At 29.6% G+C, this 20,632-nt stretch carries 17 protein-coding genes; 11 read left to right on the plus strand and 6 right to left on the minus strand.

The window, feature by feature from the left end:
- Window positions 1-3 precede the first annotated feature (3 nt).
- Window positions 4-1,095 carry a 23S rRNA (cytidine(2498)-2'-O)-methyltransferase RlmM gene (rlmM, locus tag QEJ31_RS10470; RefSeq protein WP_280589935.1) on the plus strand — a complete coding sequence of 364 codons (1,092 nt, stop codon included), beginning with the start codon at window positions 4-6 and terminating at the stop codon, window positions 1,093-1,095.
- A gap of 10 nt (window positions 1,096-1,105) precedes the next feature.
- Here rlmM and QEJ31_RS10475 read toward each other — a convergent pair whose 3' ends face one another.
- Together QEJ31_RS10475 and QEJ31_RS10480 are read right to left on the minus strand one after the other, a co-directional pair.
- Window positions 1,106-2,323, minus strand: a complete 1,218-nt coding sequence (locus QEJ31_RS10475; RefSeq protein ID WP_280589936.1) for a GAF domain-containing sensor histidine kinase — start codon at window positions 2,321-2,323, stop codon at window positions 1,106-1,108.
- An 82-nt stretch (window positions 2,324-2,405) separates the two neighbouring features.
- Window positions 2,406-3,485, minus strand: a complete 1,080-nt coding sequence (locus QEJ31_RS10480; protein ID WP_280589937.1) for an aminotransferase class V-fold PLP-dependent enzyme — start codon at window positions 3,483-3,485, stop codon at window positions 2,406-2,408.
- Between the two features lie 377 nt (window positions 3,486-3,862).
- Here QEJ31_RS10480 and QEJ31_RS10485 point away from each other — a divergent pair, with 377 nt between their 5' ends.
- Genes QEJ31_RS10485 through QEJ31_RS10500 form a run of 4 tightly spaced genes read left to right on the plus strand, consistent with a single transcriptional unit; the run spans window position 3,863 to window position 7,905 of the window.
- On the plus strand, window positions 3,863-4,633 hold the full coding sequence (locus tag QEJ31_RS10485) for a transporter substrate-binding domain-containing protein (protein ID WP_280589939.1): 771 nt from the start codon (window positions 3,863-3,865) through the stop codon (window positions 4,631-4,633).
- On the plus strand, window positions 4,602-5,477 hold the full coding sequence (locus tag QEJ31_RS10490; protein WP_280589940.1) for a leucine-rich repeat domain-containing protein: 876 nt from the start codon (window positions 4,602-4,604) through the stop codon (window positions 5,475-5,477). Before QEJ31_RS10485 ends, QEJ31_RS10490 begins: the two co-directional genes overlap by 32 nt.
- A gap of 27 nt (window positions 5,478-5,504) precedes the next feature.
- Window positions 5,505-6,695: a multidrug effflux MFS transporter gene (locus QEJ31_RS10495; RefSeq protein ID WP_280589942.1), complete on the plus strand. Its 1,191-nt coding sequence runs from the start codon at window positions 5,505-5,507 to the stop codon at window positions 6,693-6,695.
- Window positions 6,696-6,702: 7 nt separating this feature from the next.
- Complete coding sequence (locus tag QEJ31_RS10500) at window positions 6,703-7,905, plus strand: phosphodiester glycosidase family protein (RefSeq protein WP_280589944.1); 1,203 nt, start codon at window positions 6,703-6,705, stop codon at window positions 7,903-7,905.
- Between the two features lie 11 nt (window positions 7,906-7,916).
- Here the strand turns inward: QEJ31_RS10500 and QEJ31_RS10505 are convergent, their stop codons facing one another.
- From QEJ31_RS10505 to ffh, 4 genes are all read right to left on the minus strand, one after another.
- Window positions 7,917-8,606 carry a transporter substrate-binding domain-containing protein gene (locus QEJ31_RS10505; RefSeq protein ID WP_280589946.1) on the minus strand — a complete coding sequence of 230 codons (690 nt, stop codon included), beginning with the start codon at window positions 8,604-8,606 and terminating at the stop codon, window positions 7,917-7,919.
- A 228-nt stretch (window positions 8,607-8,834) separates the two neighbouring features.
- Window positions 8,835-9,239: a RidA family protein gene (locus tag QEJ31_RS10510; protein ID WP_280589947.1), complete on the minus strand. Its 405-nt coding sequence runs from the start codon at window positions 9,237-9,239 to the stop codon at window positions 8,835-8,837.
- 40 nt (window positions 9,240-9,279) lie between these two features.
- The gene (miaB, locus tag QEJ31_RS10515) at window positions 9,280-10,815 is read right to left on the minus strand and encodes a tRNA (N6-isopentenyl adenosine(37)-C2)-methylthiotransferase MiaB (protein ID WP_280589949.1); all 1,536 of its coding nucleotides are present in this window, start codon (window positions 10,813-10,815) and stop codon (window positions 9,280-9,282) included.
- Window positions 10,816-10,846: 31 nt separating this feature from the next.
- On the minus strand, window positions 10,847-12,457 hold the full coding sequence (gene ffh, locus QEJ31_RS10520) for a signal recognition particle protein (protein ID WP_280589950.1): 1,611 nt from the start codon (window positions 12,455-12,457) through the stop codon (window positions 10,847-10,849).
- Window positions 12,458-12,657: 200 nt separating this feature from the next.
- Between ffh and fabD the strand changes: the two genes are divergently transcribed.
- The 6 genes from fabD to QEJ31_RS10550 all read left to right on the plus strand — a co-directional run bounded on the left by fabD (window position 12,658) and on the right by QEJ31_RS10550 (window position 20,538).
- The gene (fabD, locus tag QEJ31_RS10525; RefSeq protein WP_280589951.1) at window positions 12,658-13,596 is read left to right on the plus strand and encodes an ACP S-malonyltransferase; all 939 of its coding nucleotides are present in this window, start codon (window positions 12,658-12,660) and stop codon (window positions 13,594-13,596) included.
- Window positions 13,597-13,617: 21 nt separating this feature from the next.
- Window positions 13,618-14,442 carry a type I methionyl aminopeptidase gene (gene map, locus QEJ31_RS10530; protein WP_280589953.1) on the plus strand — a complete coding sequence of 275 codons (825 nt, stop codon included), beginning with the start codon at window positions 13,618-13,620 and terminating at the stop codon, window positions 14,440-14,442.
- A 4-nt stretch (window positions 14,443-14,446) separates the two neighbouring features.
- A complete protein-coding gene (locus QEJ31_RS10535) occupies window positions 14,447-15,130 on the plus strand; it encodes a dihydrofolate reductase family protein (RefSeq protein ID WP_280589955.1) in 684 nt (227 codons plus the stop codon).
- 24 nt (window positions 15,131-15,154) lie between these two features.
- Window positions 15,155-16,408 (plus strand): multidrug effflux MFS transporter, encoded by a 1,254-nt coding sequence (locus QEJ31_RS10540; protein ID WP_280589957.1) that lies wholly within the window; start codon window positions 15,155-15,157, stop codon window positions 16,406-16,408.
- A 180-nt stretch (window positions 16,409-16,588) separates the two neighbouring features.
- Complete coding sequence (locus QEJ31_RS10545) at window positions 16,589-18,103, plus strand: ABC transporter substrate-binding protein (RefSeq protein ID WP_280589961.1); 1,515 nt, start codon at window positions 16,589-16,591, stop codon at window positions 18,101-18,103.
- A 23-nt stretch (window positions 18,104-18,126) separates the two neighbouring features.
- A complete protein-coding gene (locus tag QEJ31_RS10550) occupies window positions 18,127-20,538 on the plus strand; it encodes a hybrid sensor histidine kinase/response regulator (RefSeq protein ID WP_280589963.1) in 2,412 nt (803 codons plus the stop codon).
- Window positions 20,539-20,632 lie beyond the last annotated feature (94 nt).

Below are 20,632 nucleotides of genomic sequence, written 5' to 3' on the forward strand. Positions count from 1 at the left end.
TCCATGTCTTATTCTTTATTGCTTTATTGTAGATCTGGCTTTGAAAGCGAATGTGCTGCGGAAATCTTGGCTTATACAGCTGAACGTTCCGTTGCAGGCTTTGTCAAAGCGAAGGGAAACACCGCCCATGTTCTTTTTCAAGGACATGATCCTCAAGCAGTAATCAATATTTGGAATGATTTGCAATTAAAAGATCTTATTTTTGCAAGACAAATAATTTTAGTTGCTCCCTTAGTGGCAGACTTACCTGAAACCAATAGAACAAAACCTATATATAACTTATTTTTAACAAATTTTGCCGATGTTTTAAATGGAAGACATATTTTAGATGATCTTTTTATAGAAACTTTTGATACAGATTCGCAAAAAGAGCTATTAAATTTTTGTAAAAAATTTACAAGTCCTATGCTTTCAGAGCTAAAGAAAAATGGTTTTATTATAAATGATAAATCTCAGCGCGCTTTACGAATGCATTTAGTATTTTTAACAGGACAAAGTTGCTATATTGGTTTATGTGCCCCTAAAAAGGCTTCGCAATGGTTTATGGGAATTCCGAGATTTAAATTTCCTATCGATGCCCCTAGTCGCTCTACTTTAAAGCTAGAAGAAGCATTGCATGTTTTCTGCAATTCAGCAGAAAGGGAAAGTGAATTGCAAGCAGGTATGACAGCTGTAGATTTAGGAGCAAGCCCAGGGGGATGGACTTATCAATTTGTGCGCAGAAATATCTATGTTTTTGCGATAGATAATGGACCAATGCAAGATAAATTAATGAAAACTGGTTTGGTTGAGCATTTGAAAGAAGATGGGTTTAAATATAGATCAAAAAAACCAGTGGATTGGTTAGTTTGTGATATGGTTGAACAACCTAAGAAAATTGCCCAATTAATAGCTGATTGGGCTAAGTTTAAATTAAGCAAAAGGTTTATTTTTAATTTAAAATTACCAATGAAAAAAAGATATATTGAAGTAACAAATTGCTTAAATTTAATTCGTAGTGAATTAGACGCAGAGCGAATTCGCTATACTTTGCAAGCGCGCCAACTCTATCATGATAGGGAAGAAGTTACTGTGTATTTAAAAATTGAAAACTAATATTTTCATTTTATCTAGGTAACTCTATAACAAAACAAGTATTTTGAATTATTGTATCCAAGTAAAATATTCCTTTATGTTCTTCTATAATTCCTTTGGTAGAGCACAATCCTAATCCAATGCCTTTTCCTACTTCTTTTGTTGTAAAAAAAGGTTTCATTAAATTTTCTCTGTTCTCCTTTGAGATACCTACTCCATTATCAATAAAACTTATTTTAATTCTATCTGATAAAACTTGAAAAGAAATATTAATTACTTTATTTTCCACGGTTTCAAGAGCATCATAGGCATTTAGAAGTAAATTTAAAAAAGCTTGGCGGATGTGATTAGGTTTACAATTGATATAGATATTTTTTACATTTTCAGAGTGTTCTATATTAATTTCAATGCTTCTATTTTTAATTTTTTCATTGCAAAGTAATAAAGTTTCATTTAGCAATCCTAATATAGAATATGGTTGAAGAGGTTCTTTTTCAGAATTTTTGGCAAAAAGTCTTAAATTGCTAATTATATCTTTAATTCGATCTTTAGTAACCTCAATTTTTTCTATTTCATTTAATAAATAAGTCCCATCTATTGTTTTATTTTCTTTTATATATTCTTTCATAAGATGTGTCTTACCGGTAATAATCATTAACGGATTGTTAATTTCATGCGCTATCCCAGAGGCCATTTCTCCTAAAGAAAGCATTTTTGCATGCTGAATCAGATTTTTTTCATCATTTTGAATTTTTTTAAACAATTTTTTCATTTCAAAGTTTTGAATGACTAGTTTTGCCAATGCTTTCAAAATACGTTCTTGATCGCTATTTAGTTTACTTGGTTTATAATCTATTACACAAAGTGTTCCTAATTTGTAACCTGTACTTGTGATTAATGGAGAACCCGCATAAAATTTAATTTTAGGATCTGCAGTTACTAAAGGATTATCTTTAAATCGTTCATCATGTTCTGTATTTTCAACAATAAAAATTTCATCTTGTTGAATGGCATGCCCACAAAAAGAAATATCACGAGGGGTTTCTGCTGCATTTAGACCAAGATTTGCTTTAAACCACTGCCTTTCTTTATCAATAATACTAATTAAGCTGATTGGTGTATGACAAATATAAGATGCTATAAAAACAATTTCATCTAAATTAAATTCTGGAGGAGTATCTAGTATCCCATAATCGTATAACTCTTTTATTCTTTTGTCTTCATTTTCTAAAATAGGTGCTGCTAACATAAATTTCACCTTAGAAATAAATTTGAATTTATTTTAAGATGATTATGATAAGTTTTCAAGCATTAGCTGAAAGATGTAAGAGTCAAAAAGATTGAGATAGTAGAAAGTTATATTCAGCTTGTTTGAAATCTGAAATAAGTTTTTGGGCATCAGCTTCTGAAGTGTTATAGGAAGTGATGATTCTTATAGAACAAATATTTTTTTCGAAGTTTTCTTGGGTAATATAAAACAAATAATTTTTAGCTAAGTCGTCTTTAAGATTTATTGGTAATTCAATAAAAATTTGGTTAGTCTCAACTTTATTAAGAATTTTATACAGTTTCGTAGATTTTAATTCTTCTGCAATATAATAAGCTTTCTCATTAGCATTAGCCGCATTTTTTAACCACAAATTATTTTTAAAATAAGGAATAAACTGTGCAGGTATGAATCTCATTTTAGAAAACAATTGCATAGATTGTTTTTGAATATAAAGCATGTCTTTGATTAGATCTTTATTAAACACAACTATGGCCTCTGCCATAATGGCTCCATTTTTTGTTGCGCCAAAAGATAGTATATCTACTCCTGTATCAACAACCATTTCTTTGAAAGTTTTCTTTAAGTAAGCAGCTGCATTTGCTATACGAGCGCCATCCATATGCACAATTAAACCGTTTGCATGGGCAAAATCACAAATTTCTTTAATTTCCTCACAAGTATACACAGTCCCTAATTCGGTTGATTGAGTTATAGAAACTGCTCTTGGTTTATTAAAATGGATATTCCGGAAATTTTGGAATACTTGCTTAAGACTACTTAAAGTAAGTTTTCCATCTGATGCATGCGATGGGGCGGTAAAAATTTTAGCTCCAATAAAGTTCTCAAGTGCTCCACCCTCGGCGGTATTAATGTGGGCAATATCTGAACAAATTACCCCTTCGTAACTGCGCAAAATACTTTTCAAAGCAACTACATTTGCTGCAGTTCCTGTCCCAACAAAAAAAACTTCACAATCTTGCTTAAATTGTTTTTGAAACTCTTCCTTTGCTAGTTTTGAATAAGTATCTGATCCATAAGGAATTTCTATACTTTCTAAGGAAGTCATTAGAATAGCTGCAATGTCAGGATGTGCTCCTACATAGTTATCACTTGCAAATTGAATAATTTTAGTATCTTGCATAATAAATCCTAAACTTTTAAGTAAAAACAGCTTGCCAAAATTATATGATGTTTGGTAGGTTCATACGTAGGTAATAAATGTTTTAAACATAATTACCAATTAAAGCAAACTTTTTTAAAGGGTGCAAAGATGAGGATTAGTCAAGTATTTCAGGCGTTTAAAATATCTACTTTAAATTTTAATAGCTTACCTAAAGCTTCATCTTCCGCACATCATTCTTACCATCATCATCATCATCAATAAATAGATTTCTTTTTCCCTTTTCATTTTTATAAATTTTTTTGAATCAACCGCTTTCTGCGCTAAGTTAATAATTTGATATTATTGATTTTTCTGTTAAAGAAAAGCATGATTAAACTGTCTAGAATGGGTGTTTTATGTATAAGTTTTTATATTTATTTGTGTTTTTTGTATATTCTGCAGTTGCTTTTGGACAAGATGCTGATCTGAGTTTTGAAAAAATTCAGAAGTCGGGAGTATTAAAAGTGTGTTCACAAGCTGGATTTATTCCTTTTGAAGTAAAAGACAATAAAGGAAATTGGAAAGGTTTTGACGTTGATATCATGCAAGAGTTTGCAAAAAAATATAAGCTAAAATTAGTTATGATGGATACTACTTTAGATGGTTTAATTCCATCTTTATTGACAGGTAAATGCGACTTTATTGCTTCAGGATTAACAATAACGGAAGAAAGGCAAAAGGCAGTATTGTTTTCAAAACCAGTTTATACAGTCATTGTTTCTGCAGCGTTATTGAATACCCCAGAAAATAAAGAAAAGTATAAAACGTTTAGTGATTTAGATTCTTTGGGCACAAAAATTGCAACTCATACAGGAAGTGCTGCCACATTATTTTTAAAAGGTTATTTAAAAAAGGCTACACATTTGCAATTTGATACAGAAAGTGATGAAGTGAATGCTGTAGTCCAAAAAAGAACCACAGCTTTTGTTGAAGATAATGTTTTTATCGCACAAGCAAAAAAGGAAATGAAAATAGATTTTTATACTCTTTACTCGAATGAGAAAGGAGATTTGGCAATGGCTGCAAGAAAAAAAGATCAACAGCTAATAGAAAAATTTAATGAATTTCTTGCTCAAATTGAAAAAAATGGTCAATATGCAAATATTAAAAAGAAATATTTTAATTGATGCATTTTATGGAGATGCTGAAATGGAATTTGCTAATTTAATTGAATATCTAAAGCTTGAAAATATATCACCTGAACATGATTTCAGTAAAAAAAGTCTTTATCGAATAGCGAGATCTAAAGACATAAACATTGTTGCAAGTACTTTAGAGCAAATAAAATTTTTAGATTTAAGTGCATTTCCAGAAGCGAAAGTACAAGTACTTGAAAGTTCATTTTTTAAGTTTTTACCGAATGTAGTTGAGCTAAATATAGATTATCAACCTTTGTCTAACTCAGATGACATATATATTTTTTCAAAATTAAAAAAACTTTCAATGAAAGGTTTTAATTTAGTCAATATTTCTTTTCTGCCGAGTTTTATCAATTTAGAGGAAGTAGTTCTTGATGATAATAAAATAATTATTTTGCATGGGCTAGAAAATTTAATTAATTTAAAAAAATTATCCTTGAAGAAAAATAAAATTAGAAAAATTGATGAAATTTGTGAATTAAAAAACTTACAAGAACTGAATATTTCTGAAAACGATATTAGTGACTTGGGAAGTTTAAAGAATTTAGCACAGTTAAAAAAATTATCAGCTAATAAAAACATGCTAGATAATATTGATTCATTTGATAGCTTAAAAAATTTGATCCAATTGGAATTGGCTGAAAATCAGATTCATTCCATAGAACCCTTACAGTTTTTAATTAATTTAACAAAATTAGATTTACGAAAAAATAGAATTAAAAATATTAAATGTTTAAAAGATTTACGAAATTTATTTGAATTAAGTTTATCAGGCAATCCATTGTATGATGATGATTTAGATATATTTCCTCGTTCTTTAAGGATTGATTAATAATTTAGAATTATAACTTGGATTTTTATGACTAAAAGTATGCAAAATTCCCATAAACTTATTTTTGCTACTGTCTTGTTTTTAGTCCCAATTTCACAAGCTGCAATCGATATTTATTCTCCTTCTTTGCCTAATATAATGAAGAATTTGCAAACAACTGAAAGTAACGTACAGCTAACAATTTCATTATTTTTAGTAGCTTTAGGAATTGGTCAATATTTGTATGGAGCCATTTCTGATAATTTAGGAAGGAAAAAAACACTTTTAATTGGTATGTTGATTTTTACAATAGCTAGTTATTTTAGCTATAAAGCAGATAATATTTATATATTAATAGTGAGTCGTTTTTTTCAAGGTTTAGGTTCTGCTTCAATTGCAGTGTTATCAAAAGCTATATCTGTAGATTTATATGCTGGTGTTTCTTTAATGAAAGCTAGTGCTTGGATTGGTTTAATTTGGGGAGTAGCACCTATCATTGCTCCAGTAATTGGTGGTTATCTAGATGAATTAGGTGGTTGGCGTCTTTGCTTTTTGTTTTTAACTATTTATGGCTTTATTGGTTGTTTATTTATTCTGTTTTTTATTAAAGAAACATTAAAAAAATCTGAGCCTTTTTCTATAAATGGAATTATAAGTAATTCATTTATTATTGTTCGGAATAAAGATTTTTTAGGTAGCACACTCATAGTATCTGCAACTAATTTAGGCCTTTTTGTCTTTACTCTAATGGCTCCTTTTTTTATTCAAGTTATTGCTAAAAAATCTCAAATTTATTTTTCTTATCTAGCCCTTGTTGTTGGAATTATTTATATACTTGGAGCATATGTAAGTAATTTCGCGGTTAAGTATTTTGAAGGAGACAAAGTAATAAAACTTGTTTCTAAAGTACTATTATTCTTTGGAATATTTGTTTTAATTTTTTCTGTATTGTTTCCTTTTTCAATCATTCTTTTAATGCTTATTTCCTGTCTATTTGCATTTTCATCAGGTTTTTTATATCCTTTCTTGGTTAGTAGGATGTTTGCTCCTTTCGAAAACAAGGCTGGAATAGTTAGTGCTAATTATGGAATTATATCGTATGCCTTTTCTGGATTAGTAACTATTCTATTAAGTTATATTAGTATAAAATCTGTTTTGGAAATTTCCATAGCTTATTTTATTGTTTCATTAATCACTTTTTTATCTTCAGCATTTATGTTTAGAATAAAAATCAAGTAGTTAGGTTATGATGAAAAAAAATTATTTTTTATTAATTATTGCTGTTCTAATTCAAGCTTGTAACAGTGTAAATAAAAATTCCAAAGTAGAATTAGAAAATGTTAGTACTATAAACCACAATGGAATTATAATAAGTCAAGAAAATATTGTTGGGCAAGCATCGGCTAAAATTTTTTCTGCTGAAATTCCACAAAAAAAATTTAATCTTGAATTAGTAAAACCATATGATGCGATTGATTCTAGCTACCGAGTTTCCCAATGGGCAAAAGAAAAATCTGCTTTAATAGCAATTAATGCAGGTTTTTTTTCTATTTATGAAAAAGCAAAAGGAATTCAGTTACCTAGTTATAACTTAAATACCTGTTACCCCAATAATTATGATCCTTATAATGCACTACCTGCAAGAAATTTGAAAATAAATGCAAAATGGTTTGGAACATTTCCTAATGAAAATGGCGTAGTGGCGTGGTCTAAAAAGCAAGAATTATTTTATATTGATAAAATAAAAAATATAAATTACATAAAATTACTAGGGAATGATATTTTATTTAATAATTTTAATAGATATCCCTTAAATTCAAATATAACTGTTTTTACAGATATTTGGAAAAAACCTATTCCTATTTATAAATCAGGGATGTTACTGTATAGTGATAAAAGTAAAATTATTAAAATAGAAAAGTTATCATCTAAAGGAAAAGGTTTTATAGTTCCTAAAGATGGATTTGTTGTATTTCTTTCAGATGCAGTTAAGTTACCTCCATTAAAAATTGGTGATGCTCTGACATTAGAAGTTAAAACAATATCTTCCTCAAATTTAGAAAATAAATTAGAAAAAATTGATTTCATTGTAAGTGGAAATCCAATTTTAATTCAAGATGGAAAAATTCAAGAAAATTATCCCAATACTCATTTTTATTTAAATTCATATGCAAGAACAGCGATATGTCAACTAACTAATAATAATATTTTATTACTAGTCGTATCTGGTAATGATGAGTCGCTCGGAAAATCAGTGGGTTTAAGTATTCCTGAATTATCCACAGTTATGTTACAAAAAGGCTGTTATAATGCAATAAATCTTGATGGAGGACACTCTTCTGTTTTTTATTTTAATGGAAAAGTATTAAATAGAAATTTTTCTAGTAAAGAAGATGATTGTTTTAAAATTCATGAGCGTTCTGTTTCTGATCTTATTTTGGTAAAATGAAGTAATTATTTTCAATCTAAATCAGGGTTGTATATTTTTTTCAATGCGCTTTTTATTTTTTCAATAGAACTATCTTCTACATTTAAATTAAAGGCGATATATCTATTAGGGTCTGCTTCTTTGACTTCATATGCCTTTTCTAATTCATTTTCATTGATATTAAATTCTTGAAGTTGAGACTTTAAAACAAATTCATTAGCTATAATTAAGTCTTCTCTTTTTCCAATCAGTTTCTTGAAGTTGACTTCTTGTGAGGCTGATAATTCTAAGTTAGTAAATTTAAGATTTTCTAACATTTTATGTTTAATATCATCTCTAATCACTCCAATAGAATATTTTTTTGCATCTTCTAGAGTCTTTATATTAATATCACTTCTTTCTTTTAGTTTAAATAAAAATGTTTTTGCTTTGTACAAAATGCAACAAAATTTAAATAATTTTTCTCTTTCAGGGGTTTTGGCAATGGGATAAATCATCGTTCCATTTTCTTTTTGTGCAATAATGTAGGCTCTTGACCAAGGAAGCAATTCTATTTCTGCTTTGATTTTTAGGTTTTTTCTTAATTTATTAATTCTATCTGCTAAAACACCTTCAGTTTTTCCATCCTTACCTATAAATGTTAAGAAGGGTAATGTTTCAGTAACAATTTTAAAATCTTGAATTTCATTAGCAAAACACTTCTTTGTTATAATAAAATTCATTACAATAAATATTGGAATTAATAAAAAAATTTTTTTTTACTGGATAAAAAATCATAATATATACCTCAATATATTTCACACTAATTAAACTAGAATAATTTTTGTGCTATAAAATTATTTATTTTATTAATTTAGCAGATATAACGATAAAGAGTCAATATATTGAAATTAGATTAGTGTTTATTTAATGACGTATTTTTATAATATAATTAACATTCTAAATAGAATTTAATTTATAGCGGCAACACAATCTACTTCTATTAAGTATTCTGGTTGAGCTAGGGCTTGTACTCCTAGCCACGTGGAAGCAGGTTGATTTTCAGAGCCGAATGTTTCGATCAATAACTTACTTATTAAATCGGCATCTTTTCCAGGTTGGAAATTTGGAATATAAAGTCTAAGCATTTGAATATTTTCTGCAGAAGCGTTTACACAATGCAATGCATGAAAAATATTTTGCATTACTTGTCTAAATTGACCTTCTAAAGTTTGTGCTAAACATTGACCTTCAGAATTCCATGCTACTTGTCCAGAGATATGAACAATTTTATTTTTTTCAGCAACAACAACCTGAGAAAACCCCCAAGGTTGACTAGCAAATAATTCTTTTGGTTGAAAACATTTTCTTGACATAATTTATCCTGAATAAAACAAATAAAAATTTATTTAATATTTAAATTAAATGACCTTCTAGAGCAGTTATATTGGCATTTGTTATTTTAACTTGAACAAGTTTTCCAACAATATTTCTTGGAGAATGAATTTTTACCAACCGACCTTCATATGTTCTACCATACCAAGAATGCTCATCTTTTCTATTTTTATATAGAACTAAAACTTCTCTAACACGATTTATTTCTGCTTGATTTTGTCTTTCTGTTTCTTTTCGTTGGAGATCTAACAAAATTTGCAGTCTTTTATCTTTTATTTCTTCTGGAACTTGTTCCTTAAAACGAGTAGCAGGTGTTCCTTTGCGAATAGAATATTTAAAAGCAAAAATAAATGCAAATTGCATTTCCTGAACAAGGCTCAAAGTATCTTCAAAATCTTGATCTGTTTCACCAGGGAAACCAACAATTATATCCGTACTAAATGCAATTTCAGGGCGTACATCTCTAATCCATTTTACCCGTTCAAAATATTCAGCTCGTGTGTATTGACGATTCATTCTATCTAAAATTCTATCACTTCCAGACTGAACGGCTAAATGAAATGAATTAGTTACTTTAGGTAGATCAGCAAAAGCCTTTGCAAGCTGAGGAGTGAAATCATGGGGATTTGAAGTCGTAAAACGAATCCGTTCAACACCAGGCACAGCACTCACTGTATATAAAAGATCAGCAAAAGGTAATATTCCATTTGAGGAATGAATGTCTTTTGCGCCTATTAAATCGAGTCCATATGAATTAACATTTTGGCCTAATAAAATAATTTCTTTTACACCTTTATCAACAAGGTAATTTACTTCATCAATTATTTCTTTTTCAGGTCTACTTTTTTCTCTGCCTCTTGTATAAGGCACGACGCAGAAAGTGCAAAAGTTATTACAACCTTTAATAATATTTACATAACGAGTAACTTCATTTTTATTTTCATCGTAGTATGGAGGAACAACGTCAATAGGAATGGAATAACCTTCTTCTTTGTTATCAAATTTAGTTAAGATAAAAGGATTTTCTTTTGTTTTATGAAAAACTTCTTTTTCTTTTTTTTCTTTTTCTGATTTTTCAATAACTTTTTCTAGAAGATTAGGAAGATCTTCAATTTGATCTGGACCAAAAATCATATCAATATACGGGACTTCTTTTGCTAATGCTTCAGATTCAGCTTGAGCAACGCAACCAGAAACTGCAATTATTAAATTTGGATTTGTTTCTTTCAGTGGTTTTATTTCACCAAGACGGCTTACGACCTTATGTCTAGCTTTTTCACGAATATGGCAAGTATTTAATAAGACAAAATCAGCGTCTTCTACAGCTTCAGTGGGACGATAATTTAGTCTTCCTAACAATCCTAACATTCTTTCAGAGTCTGCAACATTCATTTGGCAGCCCCATGTTTGGATATAAACTTTTTTTAAATATGTCTCATTTTTTTCACCAACATTTGGATATTCTACTTGTGGTTTAGGCATGTATTTTGCAAATAAAGCTTCGGGGCCTACAGGTGTTGAGGAGTTTAATAAAAATTTATTTTTCAAGCCAAACATGGTTGCATTCCTATCTTTTTATACAATATAATTAACGTTTTTTTTGTTTTTTTAATTTCTCTTCTTTTTTTCTTTTTTTCATCCTGTTTAATTCAGCAAGGTCAGCCGAGCTGAGACCACCACCTCCAGTTTGAGGCATTCCTCCTCCAAATAAGCTGTTTAATCCACCCATGCCGCCGGCTCCACCGCCCATAGCACCTAGTCCGCCGCCAGCTCCGCCCATCATTTTTGCCATCTTAGCCATTTTCGCCATTTGGTTGATTTGACCTAAGCCTGGAATTTTAGATAACATTCCGCCGCCCATCCCACCAAATCCACTAAACATTTGCATCATTTGGCGCATTTGCATGAACTGATCGACGAGATCTTTTACATCTTTTTCTGTGTGGGCTGAACCTTTCGCAATTCTGGCAATTCGGCTCCGTGCAGATTGTGATTTTTGGATGATCAATAAATCAGGATTTTCTCTTTCTTTTGCAGTCATGGATTGAACAATCGCACCTTTACGAATGATATCTTTATCATTCACTTTATCCATATCTTTGTCAGAAATTTGAGAAGCAATAGGTGTTTTTGCTAAAACATCTTTGATGGGTCCCATTTTGCCAATTGTCCCAATCATTTCAAGAAAATCATTAAAATCGAAATGACCTTCCATCAAACGATTCGCACTTTTTTCAGCTTTTTCCATATCCAGAACTTTAGTGAAGTCATCCATTAATCCGACCACATCACCCATGCCTAAGATACGTCCAGCTATTCCTTCTGGTCTGAACTCTTCTAATTTATCAAGAGTTTCTCCCGTACCAACAAATAAAATATTTTTTCCTGTGACTTTCTTAACAGAAAGTGCAGCGCCACCACGTGTATCTCCGTCAAGTTTAGTTAAAATAACTCCTGAAAGGTGCAAGCGTAAGTCGAAAGCTGAAGCTGTGCGAACTGCGTCTTGTCCAATCATGGAATCGATCACAAGCAGAATATTTTGTGGATTAACAGCAGATTTAATATTTTCAAGTTCATTCATTAAATGATTATCAATTGCCAAACGGCCAGCAGTATCGATTATGACTAAATCGAGCCATTCATTTCTAGCATGCTCAATCCCTTTTTGGGCGATTTCAACAGCATCATTTGAGTCTAGAGTAAAAACGGGGATATTAATTTTTTCCCCAAGAATTTTTAGTTGGTCTCTAGCGGCTGGTCTATAAACATCTGCAGCAACAAGCAGAGGACGCATTTTTTGTTTTTCAGCTAATAGTTTTGCTAATTTAGCCGCATGTGTTGTTTTACCTGCACCTTGCAATCCTACAAGAAGGATAACAGTCGGGCCTTTTGTGTTTTTAATAATATCGGTTTGATTTCCACCCAGAAAATCTACCAATTCATCATGACATGTTTTAATAAAGTGATCGCCAGCGGATACTTTTTGGCCAGATTTTGTTTTTATAGAAACCACATCATCTAAAGCTTTTTGGCGAATATTTTCAATAAATTCTTTTGTAACTTTGAGGTCAACGTCCGCATCGAGCAGCGATCTTTTAACTGCATCAAGAGCAGGAGCTATGTTTTCGTCGGTGAGCCTTGCTTGTCCTTTTAATTTGAGACTTGCATCTTTAAAACCTTGGGTGACTAAGTCAAACATGTTGTAACCTTTCCACAAAAAATCAACCTTAAACGAGTTTGTATAACTCTCAAATATGTGAATGGTCAATGTAAAACATGTTTTCTGAGGTAGCTCTTTTGGAGTGACAGTCTCAAATTTAATAGTAGAGACATGTTAAAGAGTTTGCTATTCAACTCCTGTGCTGTAAATTTAAAGCATTTTCAAGGAAAGGAACTATAATGGATAAAATTTTTATGTTTCCCGGACAAGGAAGCCAAACGATAGGGATGGCTAAAGATATTTATCAAGAATTTAAAGAAGTTAAGTTGGTATTCCAAGAGGCTTCAGATACTCTTGGATTCAGTATGGAGAAACTTTGCTTTGAAGATTCAGAAGGTAAATTAAATTTAACAGAATTTACACAGCCAGCAATATTAACAGTGAGTACAAGTATATTAAAAGCTATAAATGAAAGAGTAGATATTAAACCAACAGCAGTTGCTGGACACAGTTTAGGAGAATATTCTGCACTCGTCGGTATTGGTGCTTTGGCATTTTCTGATGCGCTAAAAGCAGTTCATTTTAGAGGGCAAGCCATGCAACGGGCGGTTCCAGTTGGTGTTGGTGCTATGGCTGCTTATTTAGGTAACAATGGAACAGAAGTGGAAGCTATTTGCAAAGAAATTTCAAAACCACAGCAAATAGTTGAAGTTGTAAATTTTAATTCTCCAGGCCAGTTAGTACTAAGTGGGCATAAAGCAGGCGTTGAAAAGGCTTGTGAAATCATTTCAGAAAAAAAATTAGGGAAAGCAAAAGCCCTACCAGTTAGCGCTCCCTTTCATTCAACATTAATGCAGCCAGCTGCTGACGAAATGCGCGAACATTTACAAGATATTCAACTTAATCAGTTCACCACCGAAATTGTAGCAAATGTTGATGCTAAAATTCATTTAGCAAATTCGTATTCAAAAGATATACTTGTAAAACAAATTGCACATCCCGTGTTATGGACACAAACTTTAAAAACGTTAAATTCTAAATACGCAGATGCCCTTTGGATTGAAATTGGGCCTGGCAAAGTATTACAGGGATTAGCTAAAAAAACGCTGGAAAATTCTCAATGTTTTGGAACAAGTGATCTCGATTCATTATTAAATATGATTCAAAATTTATCTTAATTTATTTGGAGTAGTTATTCAGTGCCTAAGTTAAAATCTCAAGATGACATTCTAAAAATGCGCGCTGCCGGGAAACTTGCGGCACAGACATTGCGCTATGCTGGTGAATTAGTGAAGCCAGGAATTAGTACAGAAGTAATTAATCAAGCAGTTCACAATTTTATAGTAGAGCATGGAGCATATCCTAGTCCCTTAAATTATAAGGGTTATCCAAAATCTGTTTGCACTAGTATTAATGATGTTATTTGTCACGGTATTCCTAGTGAAAAAGAAATTCTGCAAGAAGGAGATATTGTTAATATTGATGTCACTGTAACTTTAGAAGGATATTTTGGAGATTGTTCAAGAACTTTCTTTGTAGGAGAGCATATCCCAGATGAAAGGATTAAGGTAACAGAAGTTGCGGAAGAAAGCTTAGTACGTGGTATTTTAGCTGCAAAACATGGAAATAGACTTGGTGATGTCGGTTCGGCTATTCAAACTTATGCAGAAAAAGAAGGTTGTAGTGTTGTTCGTGATTTTGTCGGACATGGAATTGGCAAAGTCTTTCATGAACCCGACTTACAAGTACCGCATTATGGAAAATCAGGAACAGGTCTAAAAATTGTACGCGGTATGATATTTACTATTGAGCCTATGATTAATGCAGGTGATTGGCGAATGAAAATGCTCAAAGATGGTTGGACTGCAAAAACCATTGATGGAAAAGCTTCGGCGCAGTTTGAGCATACAATTGCTATTGTAGGTGATGGAATTGAAATTTTAACCGCTTTAGAAGATGATCCAATTGCGATTAAAGTAAAAAAACTAGGTGGAACTGTTTTATGGCCTGAATTAAAGGCTTAATAATTTGCAAAATTTCATTCTTTCACAAATTAATATTACAAATATTATGGCTATCTCTGTTGATGGAAAAATTGCAAGCCACTCTTTTGAATCTACATCAGAAAGAAATCAAATTGGGATGCTCTGTACTGCCGATTTTCAAAGATTGAAAGAAGCAGTGGCTTTTAATGATTGTGTATTTATTAGTTCAAAAAGTATTGAAGTTGAAAAAGGTGCTTTTAGAGTTCACAAAAGTTCAAAAAACAGAAAAGAACCAGATTGGATCGTTTTTACTTTATCAGGAATATGTAATTTTTCCCATCCTTTTTGGAGTCAAGCAGGAATTCCAAAAGCATTATTTCATGTTTTAGATTTTAATATTAACGCTCTTCCTGCTTTATCCATTAATGAAATTATTCTAAATAATGAAAAAATTACTTTGTACAAAGGAAATATTCCAGGATTACTAGAATATCTTGTAAAAAATAAGAAAACAAAATATGCATTACTTGGTGGTGGAAAGTTAAATGCTTCTTTTTGGGAGCAAAATTTAGTAAATCATCTATTCCTAACTTTAAGCCCCATGTTATTTGGAAAATTAGATCTTCCATCGTTAGTTTCTTCTTCGCACCTTCTTTTAAAGAAACTAAAATGTGAAAGTATTGCCCAATCTGGTGATTTTATTTTTATTGACTATAAGGTGCTTTAGTTGCATTTATAGGATGAAAGTAATATGGAAAATAGTACAATTAGTAAAAATATTGAAATAAAAAATTATGAGTTTAGTAAATTTCAAAGAATTGTTTTTATTTTTACTATAATTATTATTTGTGCGATTGGATTTGTAGCTTCAGATATATATCTCCCTTCACTTCCAGCTATTGCTGAATACTTTAAAATTGAAGCTTATTGGGCTCAATATACGATGACCGCTTTTTTAATCGCTATGGCATTTTGTCAAGTATTCTGCGGAGCGCTTTCTGATAAATTTGGACGAAAAAAAATTTTAATTATTTTTATGATAATTTTTATTTTAGCATCTTTAGGTTGTTATTTATCACAAAATATATATCAGCTCATTCTTTTTAGAATATTTCAGGCTTTAGGGGCTTGTGCTGGGATGACTATTGGTCAGGCAATTGTAGCAGATTTATTTAATGCAAAAGATATGGCTAAAATTTTGTCTATAACTATACCTTTAGTTGCTTTTTCTCCAGCTATTGCGCCAGTTGTTGGCGGGTATATTGAAACAATTTATAATTGGCAGACAAATTTTTTAATTTTGGCTGGTTATGGAGTTTTTATTATAATTTTATTAGTCTTACCAATTATTCCTGCTAGTAAAAAACAAATTCATTCCTCAGAAATAAAAACATTTGATTCCAAAACTTTATTTAAAATTATTACTAACAGAAAATTTTTCGCACTTGCCTTTTTTATGAAAGTATCAAATGCATCTTACTTTTCTTTCTTAGCAGCAAGTCCATTTTTATTGAAGAAGTTTGGTTATTCTCCTACGGTGGTAGGTTATGCTTTTTGTGCAGCTTCTTTTCCTTATATGTTTGCATCGCTGTTAGGAAGAAGACTTTCGATTAAAAAAACTAGTTTTCAAATAATATTTATAGGCTTGCTCTTAAATTTATTAGGAGCTTCTCTTCTTATTATTCATTATTTCCTCCATTGGGAGCATTTACTGGCTTTAATGATTCCTGTTTTTGTTATTACTATAGGAAATGGATTGCTGATGCCTTTTTCTTCTGCAAATGCCATTTCATTATTTCCGAAACACGCGGGAATGGTTACTGGTACCATTGGATCTATTCAACTCACTGCAGCAGGTATTGCTACAGGAATTATTGGCTTAATAGAAAATGGTACTCTTTTACCTATTGGTCTTTTTATTTTGATAATTGCTATAATTGCAATATTTATCTTCTTGTCCACTTTTCAACTTACTAAACAATTAAACGGATCTGTTAACATATAGGAAAATATATATTATTAGCTCTTTTTTTAAATAAATTTAATTATTATAAAAAAAAATAAGTTACTATTTGTCTAATTAACAAAACTTTTATAAGTAAAATTTGACTTTATTCTTTTTCTAAAACAAATTCTACCAGGCTGCTTTTGCAGTAAACTTAAGTAATCTAATTAAGGCAAAACTATGTATAATCTTAAACTTATTTTATGCTTTGCTTTTATTAATTGCTTTGCGTTAGCTAAACAGGAAGACAAAAAAAAACTTATTTACTATTGTGGCAATAGAGCAGATATGCCTTGGGATGAGAATTCTGATTTAGCTTGTAGTGGAAGTTTTTATCCTGCAGTTCTAGATTCATTATTTTATATTGATCACAATGCAGAATTAAAATCTGACATATTAGATGCCTTTCGTTGGGATTATAAAAATAAATATTATAAATTGAAATTGAAAGATAATCTTTATTTTCACAATAAAAGAAAAGTTACTGCAAAAGATTTAGAGTTTAGTATTTTAAGATATTTTTTTGTATTTAAACCAAGCATAGGAAACACCTTTCATTTAAATATTAAAGGAACAAAAAAAATAATTAAAGGACAAAGATTTCAGTCAGGGTTGGTTGAAGGTGTAAAAATTCTAGATGATCTGACTATAGCATTAATACCTGCAAAAGAAAATCCATCCTTTTTATATACATTTACGCATTTTTCTTTTGCATTGGTTCCTAAAGAGGAATTAAAAGATGATTATATTACTTGGAAAAATTGGCCTATAGGTTTAGGTGCTTATAAAGTAACTGATTTTAATAAAGATGATAAATCAGTTACTTTATTATTAAATAATAAAAAAAATTATCCTAATGCAGCAGAAGAAATATTATTTCAACAGGAAAGAAAAATTGAACCAGATATTACAATAAAAGATTTTATTGCTGCAAAAAATCATAAGTATGTAAAAGAAAGACTTTTAGTACCAATGTATAGAAGAGTAATAGAATTTAATTTCAATTCAGAATACGGCCGCTCAAAAGAATTTAGAAGAGCAATCGCTTTGGCAATTTCAAGAGAGGAAATGGTTAAAAAAACTTATATTCCAACAAACCCTTTATATGAAATTTTACTATCTTCAAGTCTTGGAAGAATAAATATAAAAGAAAGTCAAAACATATTAGAAGCTAAAAAAGTGATAAAATTAATTACAAAAAATAAAAAAAATGTATTTTTGATACCATTTTCTGAAGATATTTCATATTTAGGCCATGAATATAGATATATTTTAAAAAAGCAACTTGAAAATGTAGGAATTAATATATTATTCATAGAAAACAATAAAAATATTTGGGATCCATTTACTATTGAATTTTTAAATGCACCGTTCTATATTCATTCCACTGAGGGTGATTATTATGATCCTATTTTAAACTTTACTAAATATAAAAAAGGATCTCCTGCACAAAACGCTTTTTTGAAGGATGACCTTATTGAAGTATTACTAGAAGAAACAAAAGAAGCTCCAAGTAGAGATATTTTAAATGAAAGGTTGAAAAATATTTCCAGATACTTTTACGAGCAAAGGATACTAATTCCATTATTTGAAATTCCGAGTATTGTTTACTATAAGAAAGAGAAGATTAAATCGATTGGAAGGCAATTTGGAGGAATAACTCTCTATTTACAAAATATTGAAGTTAAGAAGTAATTATAATTTTTTAGGAAATTAACTTGAAGTTGAGACCTATTTCAGAAGAAATATTAAAGCGTTCTGCTAGAAAAGGATTGATTTTTTCTGTCGTATCTTTTTGTATAATTTTGATTATCTTATCTTTGTATGCATATGATGTTTATTTTGGTAGAACTCAAAAATTAGTAAGAGGTTATGTTCCTGAAATTTCTTCAGCCCTTATTTTTGGTGATGTTTTATTTGTAAAAAAAATGATTTCTTCTATTGAAAAAAGTTTGTATTTCTCAACAATTTATATTTACGACCAAGTTGATGATAAATTATTGCTTTTCAATGGTGAATCTCTCTCTTTAAAAAGTAAGCTTGTTATAAACAAAAAGTATTCACTAATCTTTCGAAATGGAGAAATATATTTTTTAACTACCCTACCAATGCAGGGAAAAGATATAGAAAATATATTAAGCATAACTTTTATCCAAAAAATAAATTATTTTTTAAATTTTCTTATTTTATTTTTAGTAATTCTTTTCCCTGTTTTAACATTTCTTTATGTCAGAAGACAAAGTAAAAAAAATTATGAAGAAATGTTTATTCCAATTATGACTCTTTCTGAAAATTTAAAAGGTATATCTACAAGTAAGGAACAATATGAAAAATTTGTTAATTACTTGGAACTTGACTTGATTTATAAAAATATTAATTCAGTTTACTTAGAATTGAATAATGCGCAAGAACAACTAAAACAAATGCATATGATGCGAGCTATTTCAAATACAATCCAAATGTTAGCACATGATTTAAGACACCCATTTGCCCATATTAAAAATGCTTTGCATGTGATGTTAAGACTTTCAAGTTATGATGAAATTCGTCAATATATAAAAGATACTGGGAGAGCTATTGAAAAAGATATTATGAAAGTTGAAAATATGTTATCTGATCTCCTTCATTTTCGCACTGAAGGACAGCCTAATATTGTTGAAACTAGTTTTTATAAATTAATTTATTCAGTTGTTAAAAATTGTTTTGAGGTACAAAATAAAACTAATATTGAGCTTCTATATGATTTCAAGCATCAATATTTTGTAAATGTAGATATTCAGAAAATGGAAAGAGTTTTATCCAATATTATTACTAATGCAATAGAAGCAATGAATGGTAAAGGAGTCATTCAATTTTCAACAAGAGAGTATTTTGATTTAGGTCAATTATATATTGAGATTTGTATAGCCAATACAAATTCGTATATTGAAGAGGAATATAAAGACAAAATATTTGATTTATTTTTTACTAAAGGTAAAAAAAGAGGTACTGGTATTGGATTAGGAATTGCTAAAGAAATAGTGCAACAACATGGCGGTGATATATTTTTTCAGTCATCAAAAAGTGATGGGGTAAAGTTCTTTATTAAAATACCGCACACGAAAAACCTAGTTTTAGACTGTAAAAATGACATTTTTTTTCCTTCTAATGCTCAATATTTTGAAAGTAATTTTGATTCCCATTATAATATATCTTTAATTGAGTATGAAAATAAATCTGATATTATTGAAAAAAATCTCTTAAATGAGTTATCTGATTTTAATTTGAGCAAAAAATATAAAATACTTATTCTTGAAGATGATGAAGTTTACGTTAAGAATTTTTATACTTTAATTTCTAATGAAAATTTAAGACAATATTTTGAATTATACTCTTATAGTAATTATGCAGAAGCGCATGCAGCATACTTTCAATTAAATCCAGAGTTTGTTATTTGTGATATAGATTTAGGTTTAGAAGATTTAAATGGATTTGATTTCGTTTCAGAGTTAAGAAAAAATGGATCTTTAGCTAAAATTTGTATCCATACAAATAGGTTTTTTAAGTGTGATTTAGAAAAATCAATTTCTGTTAAATCCGATTTTTTTATTGCAAAACCAATGTCTAGATTTCAATTTCTAAAATTTTTATATTCATTGATAAATCCAAATTATTCCGAGAGTTCTTTTTTTACTTCTAGTGAAGAAAAAATTGAAATAACAGAACAAACAAATATAAATATCTTGCCACTTGGACAAAAAAATTTAGAGTTAATGAACGAAAGTATTATTATTTTTATTGATGATGAAGAGATTTATCATAAATTTTGGGAAATGAGTGTCAGTGACGCTAAAGTATTATGTTTTTCTGATCCTACTGCAGCAATAGAATATATTTTTTTAAATCCTCACATAAGTCCAAAAATAGTATGTGTTGTAGTCGATTATTATTATGATAATATCTGCAAAGATATTATTCAACTCGAATTTTTGGCAAAAATTAAAGAAATATTAGTAAATGCACCTGTGTTTGTTTCAACAAACGGAATTTTTGTTAATAATGAATTAGAATTATTTGATGGTGTGATTAAAAAAGAACCACACTCTTTATCTAAATTAAAAGAATTATTTAGGGAAAAATTTATCTCATAGTGCAAATTTTATTCTGATATTATTTTAACTTTAGCAAAAAAATTCAGTGTTAGTATTATTTTTCTGAGCTAAAATTTTAATAAGTTAATTTTTT

This window comes from Pigmentibacter sp. JX0631, from assembly GCF_029873255.1.
Lineage (GTDB): Bacteria > Bdellovibrionota_B > Oligoflexia > Silvanigrellales > Silvanigrellaceae > Silvanigrella.

Coding starts and splice junctions, on each gene's coding strand:
- rlmM (WP_280589935.1), top strand. CDS start 4: ATGTCTTATTCTTTATTGCTTTATTGTAGATCTGGCTTTGAAAGCGAA.
- QEJ31_RS10475 (WP_280589936.1), bottom strand. CDS start 2,323: ATGTTAGCAGCACCTATTTTAGAAAATGAAGACAAAAGAATAAAAGAG.
- QEJ31_RS10480 (WP_280589937.1), bottom strand. CDS start 3,485: ATGCAAGATACTAAAATTATTCAATTTGCAAGTGATAACTATGTAGGA.
- QEJ31_RS10485 (WP_280589939.1), top strand. CDS start 3,863: ATGTATAAGTTTTTATATTTATTTGTGTTTTTTGTATATTCTGCAGTT.
- QEJ31_RS10490 (WP_280589940.1), top strand. CDS start 4,602: ATGCAAATATTAAAAAGAAATATTTTAATTGATGCATTTTATGGAGAT.
- QEJ31_RS10495 (WP_280589942.1), top strand. CDS start 5,505: ATGACTAAAAGTATGCAAAATTCCCATAAACTTATTTTTGCTACTGTC.
- QEJ31_RS10500 (WP_280589944.1), top strand. CDS start 6,703: ATGATGAAAAAAAATTATTTTTTATTAATTATTGCTGTTCTAATTCAA.
- QEJ31_RS10505 (WP_280589946.1), bottom strand. CDS start 8,606: ATGAATTTTATTATAACAAAGAAGTGTTTTGCTAATGAAATTCAAGAT.
- QEJ31_RS10510 (WP_280589947.1), bottom strand. CDS start 9,239: ATGTCAAGAAAATGTTTTCAACCAAAAGAATTATTTGCTAGTCAACCT.
- miaB (WP_280589949.1), bottom strand. CDS start 10,815: ATGTTTGGCTTGAAAAATAAATTTTTATTAAACTCCTCAACACCTGTA.
- ffh (WP_280589950.1), bottom strand. CDS start 12,457: ATGTTTGACTTAGTCACCCAAGGTTTTAAAGATGCAAGTCTCAAATTA.
- fabD (WP_280589951.1), top strand. CDS start 12,658: ATGGATAAAATTTTTATGTTTCCCGGACAAGGAAGCCAAACGATAGGG.
- QEJ31_RS10540 (WP_280589957.1), top strand. CDS start 15,155: ATGGAAAATAGTACAATTAGTAAAAATATTGAAATAAAAAATTATGAG.
- QEJ31_RS10545 (WP_280589961.1), top strand. CDS start 16,589: ATGTATAATCTTAAACTTATTTTATGCTTTGCTTTTATTAATTGCTTT.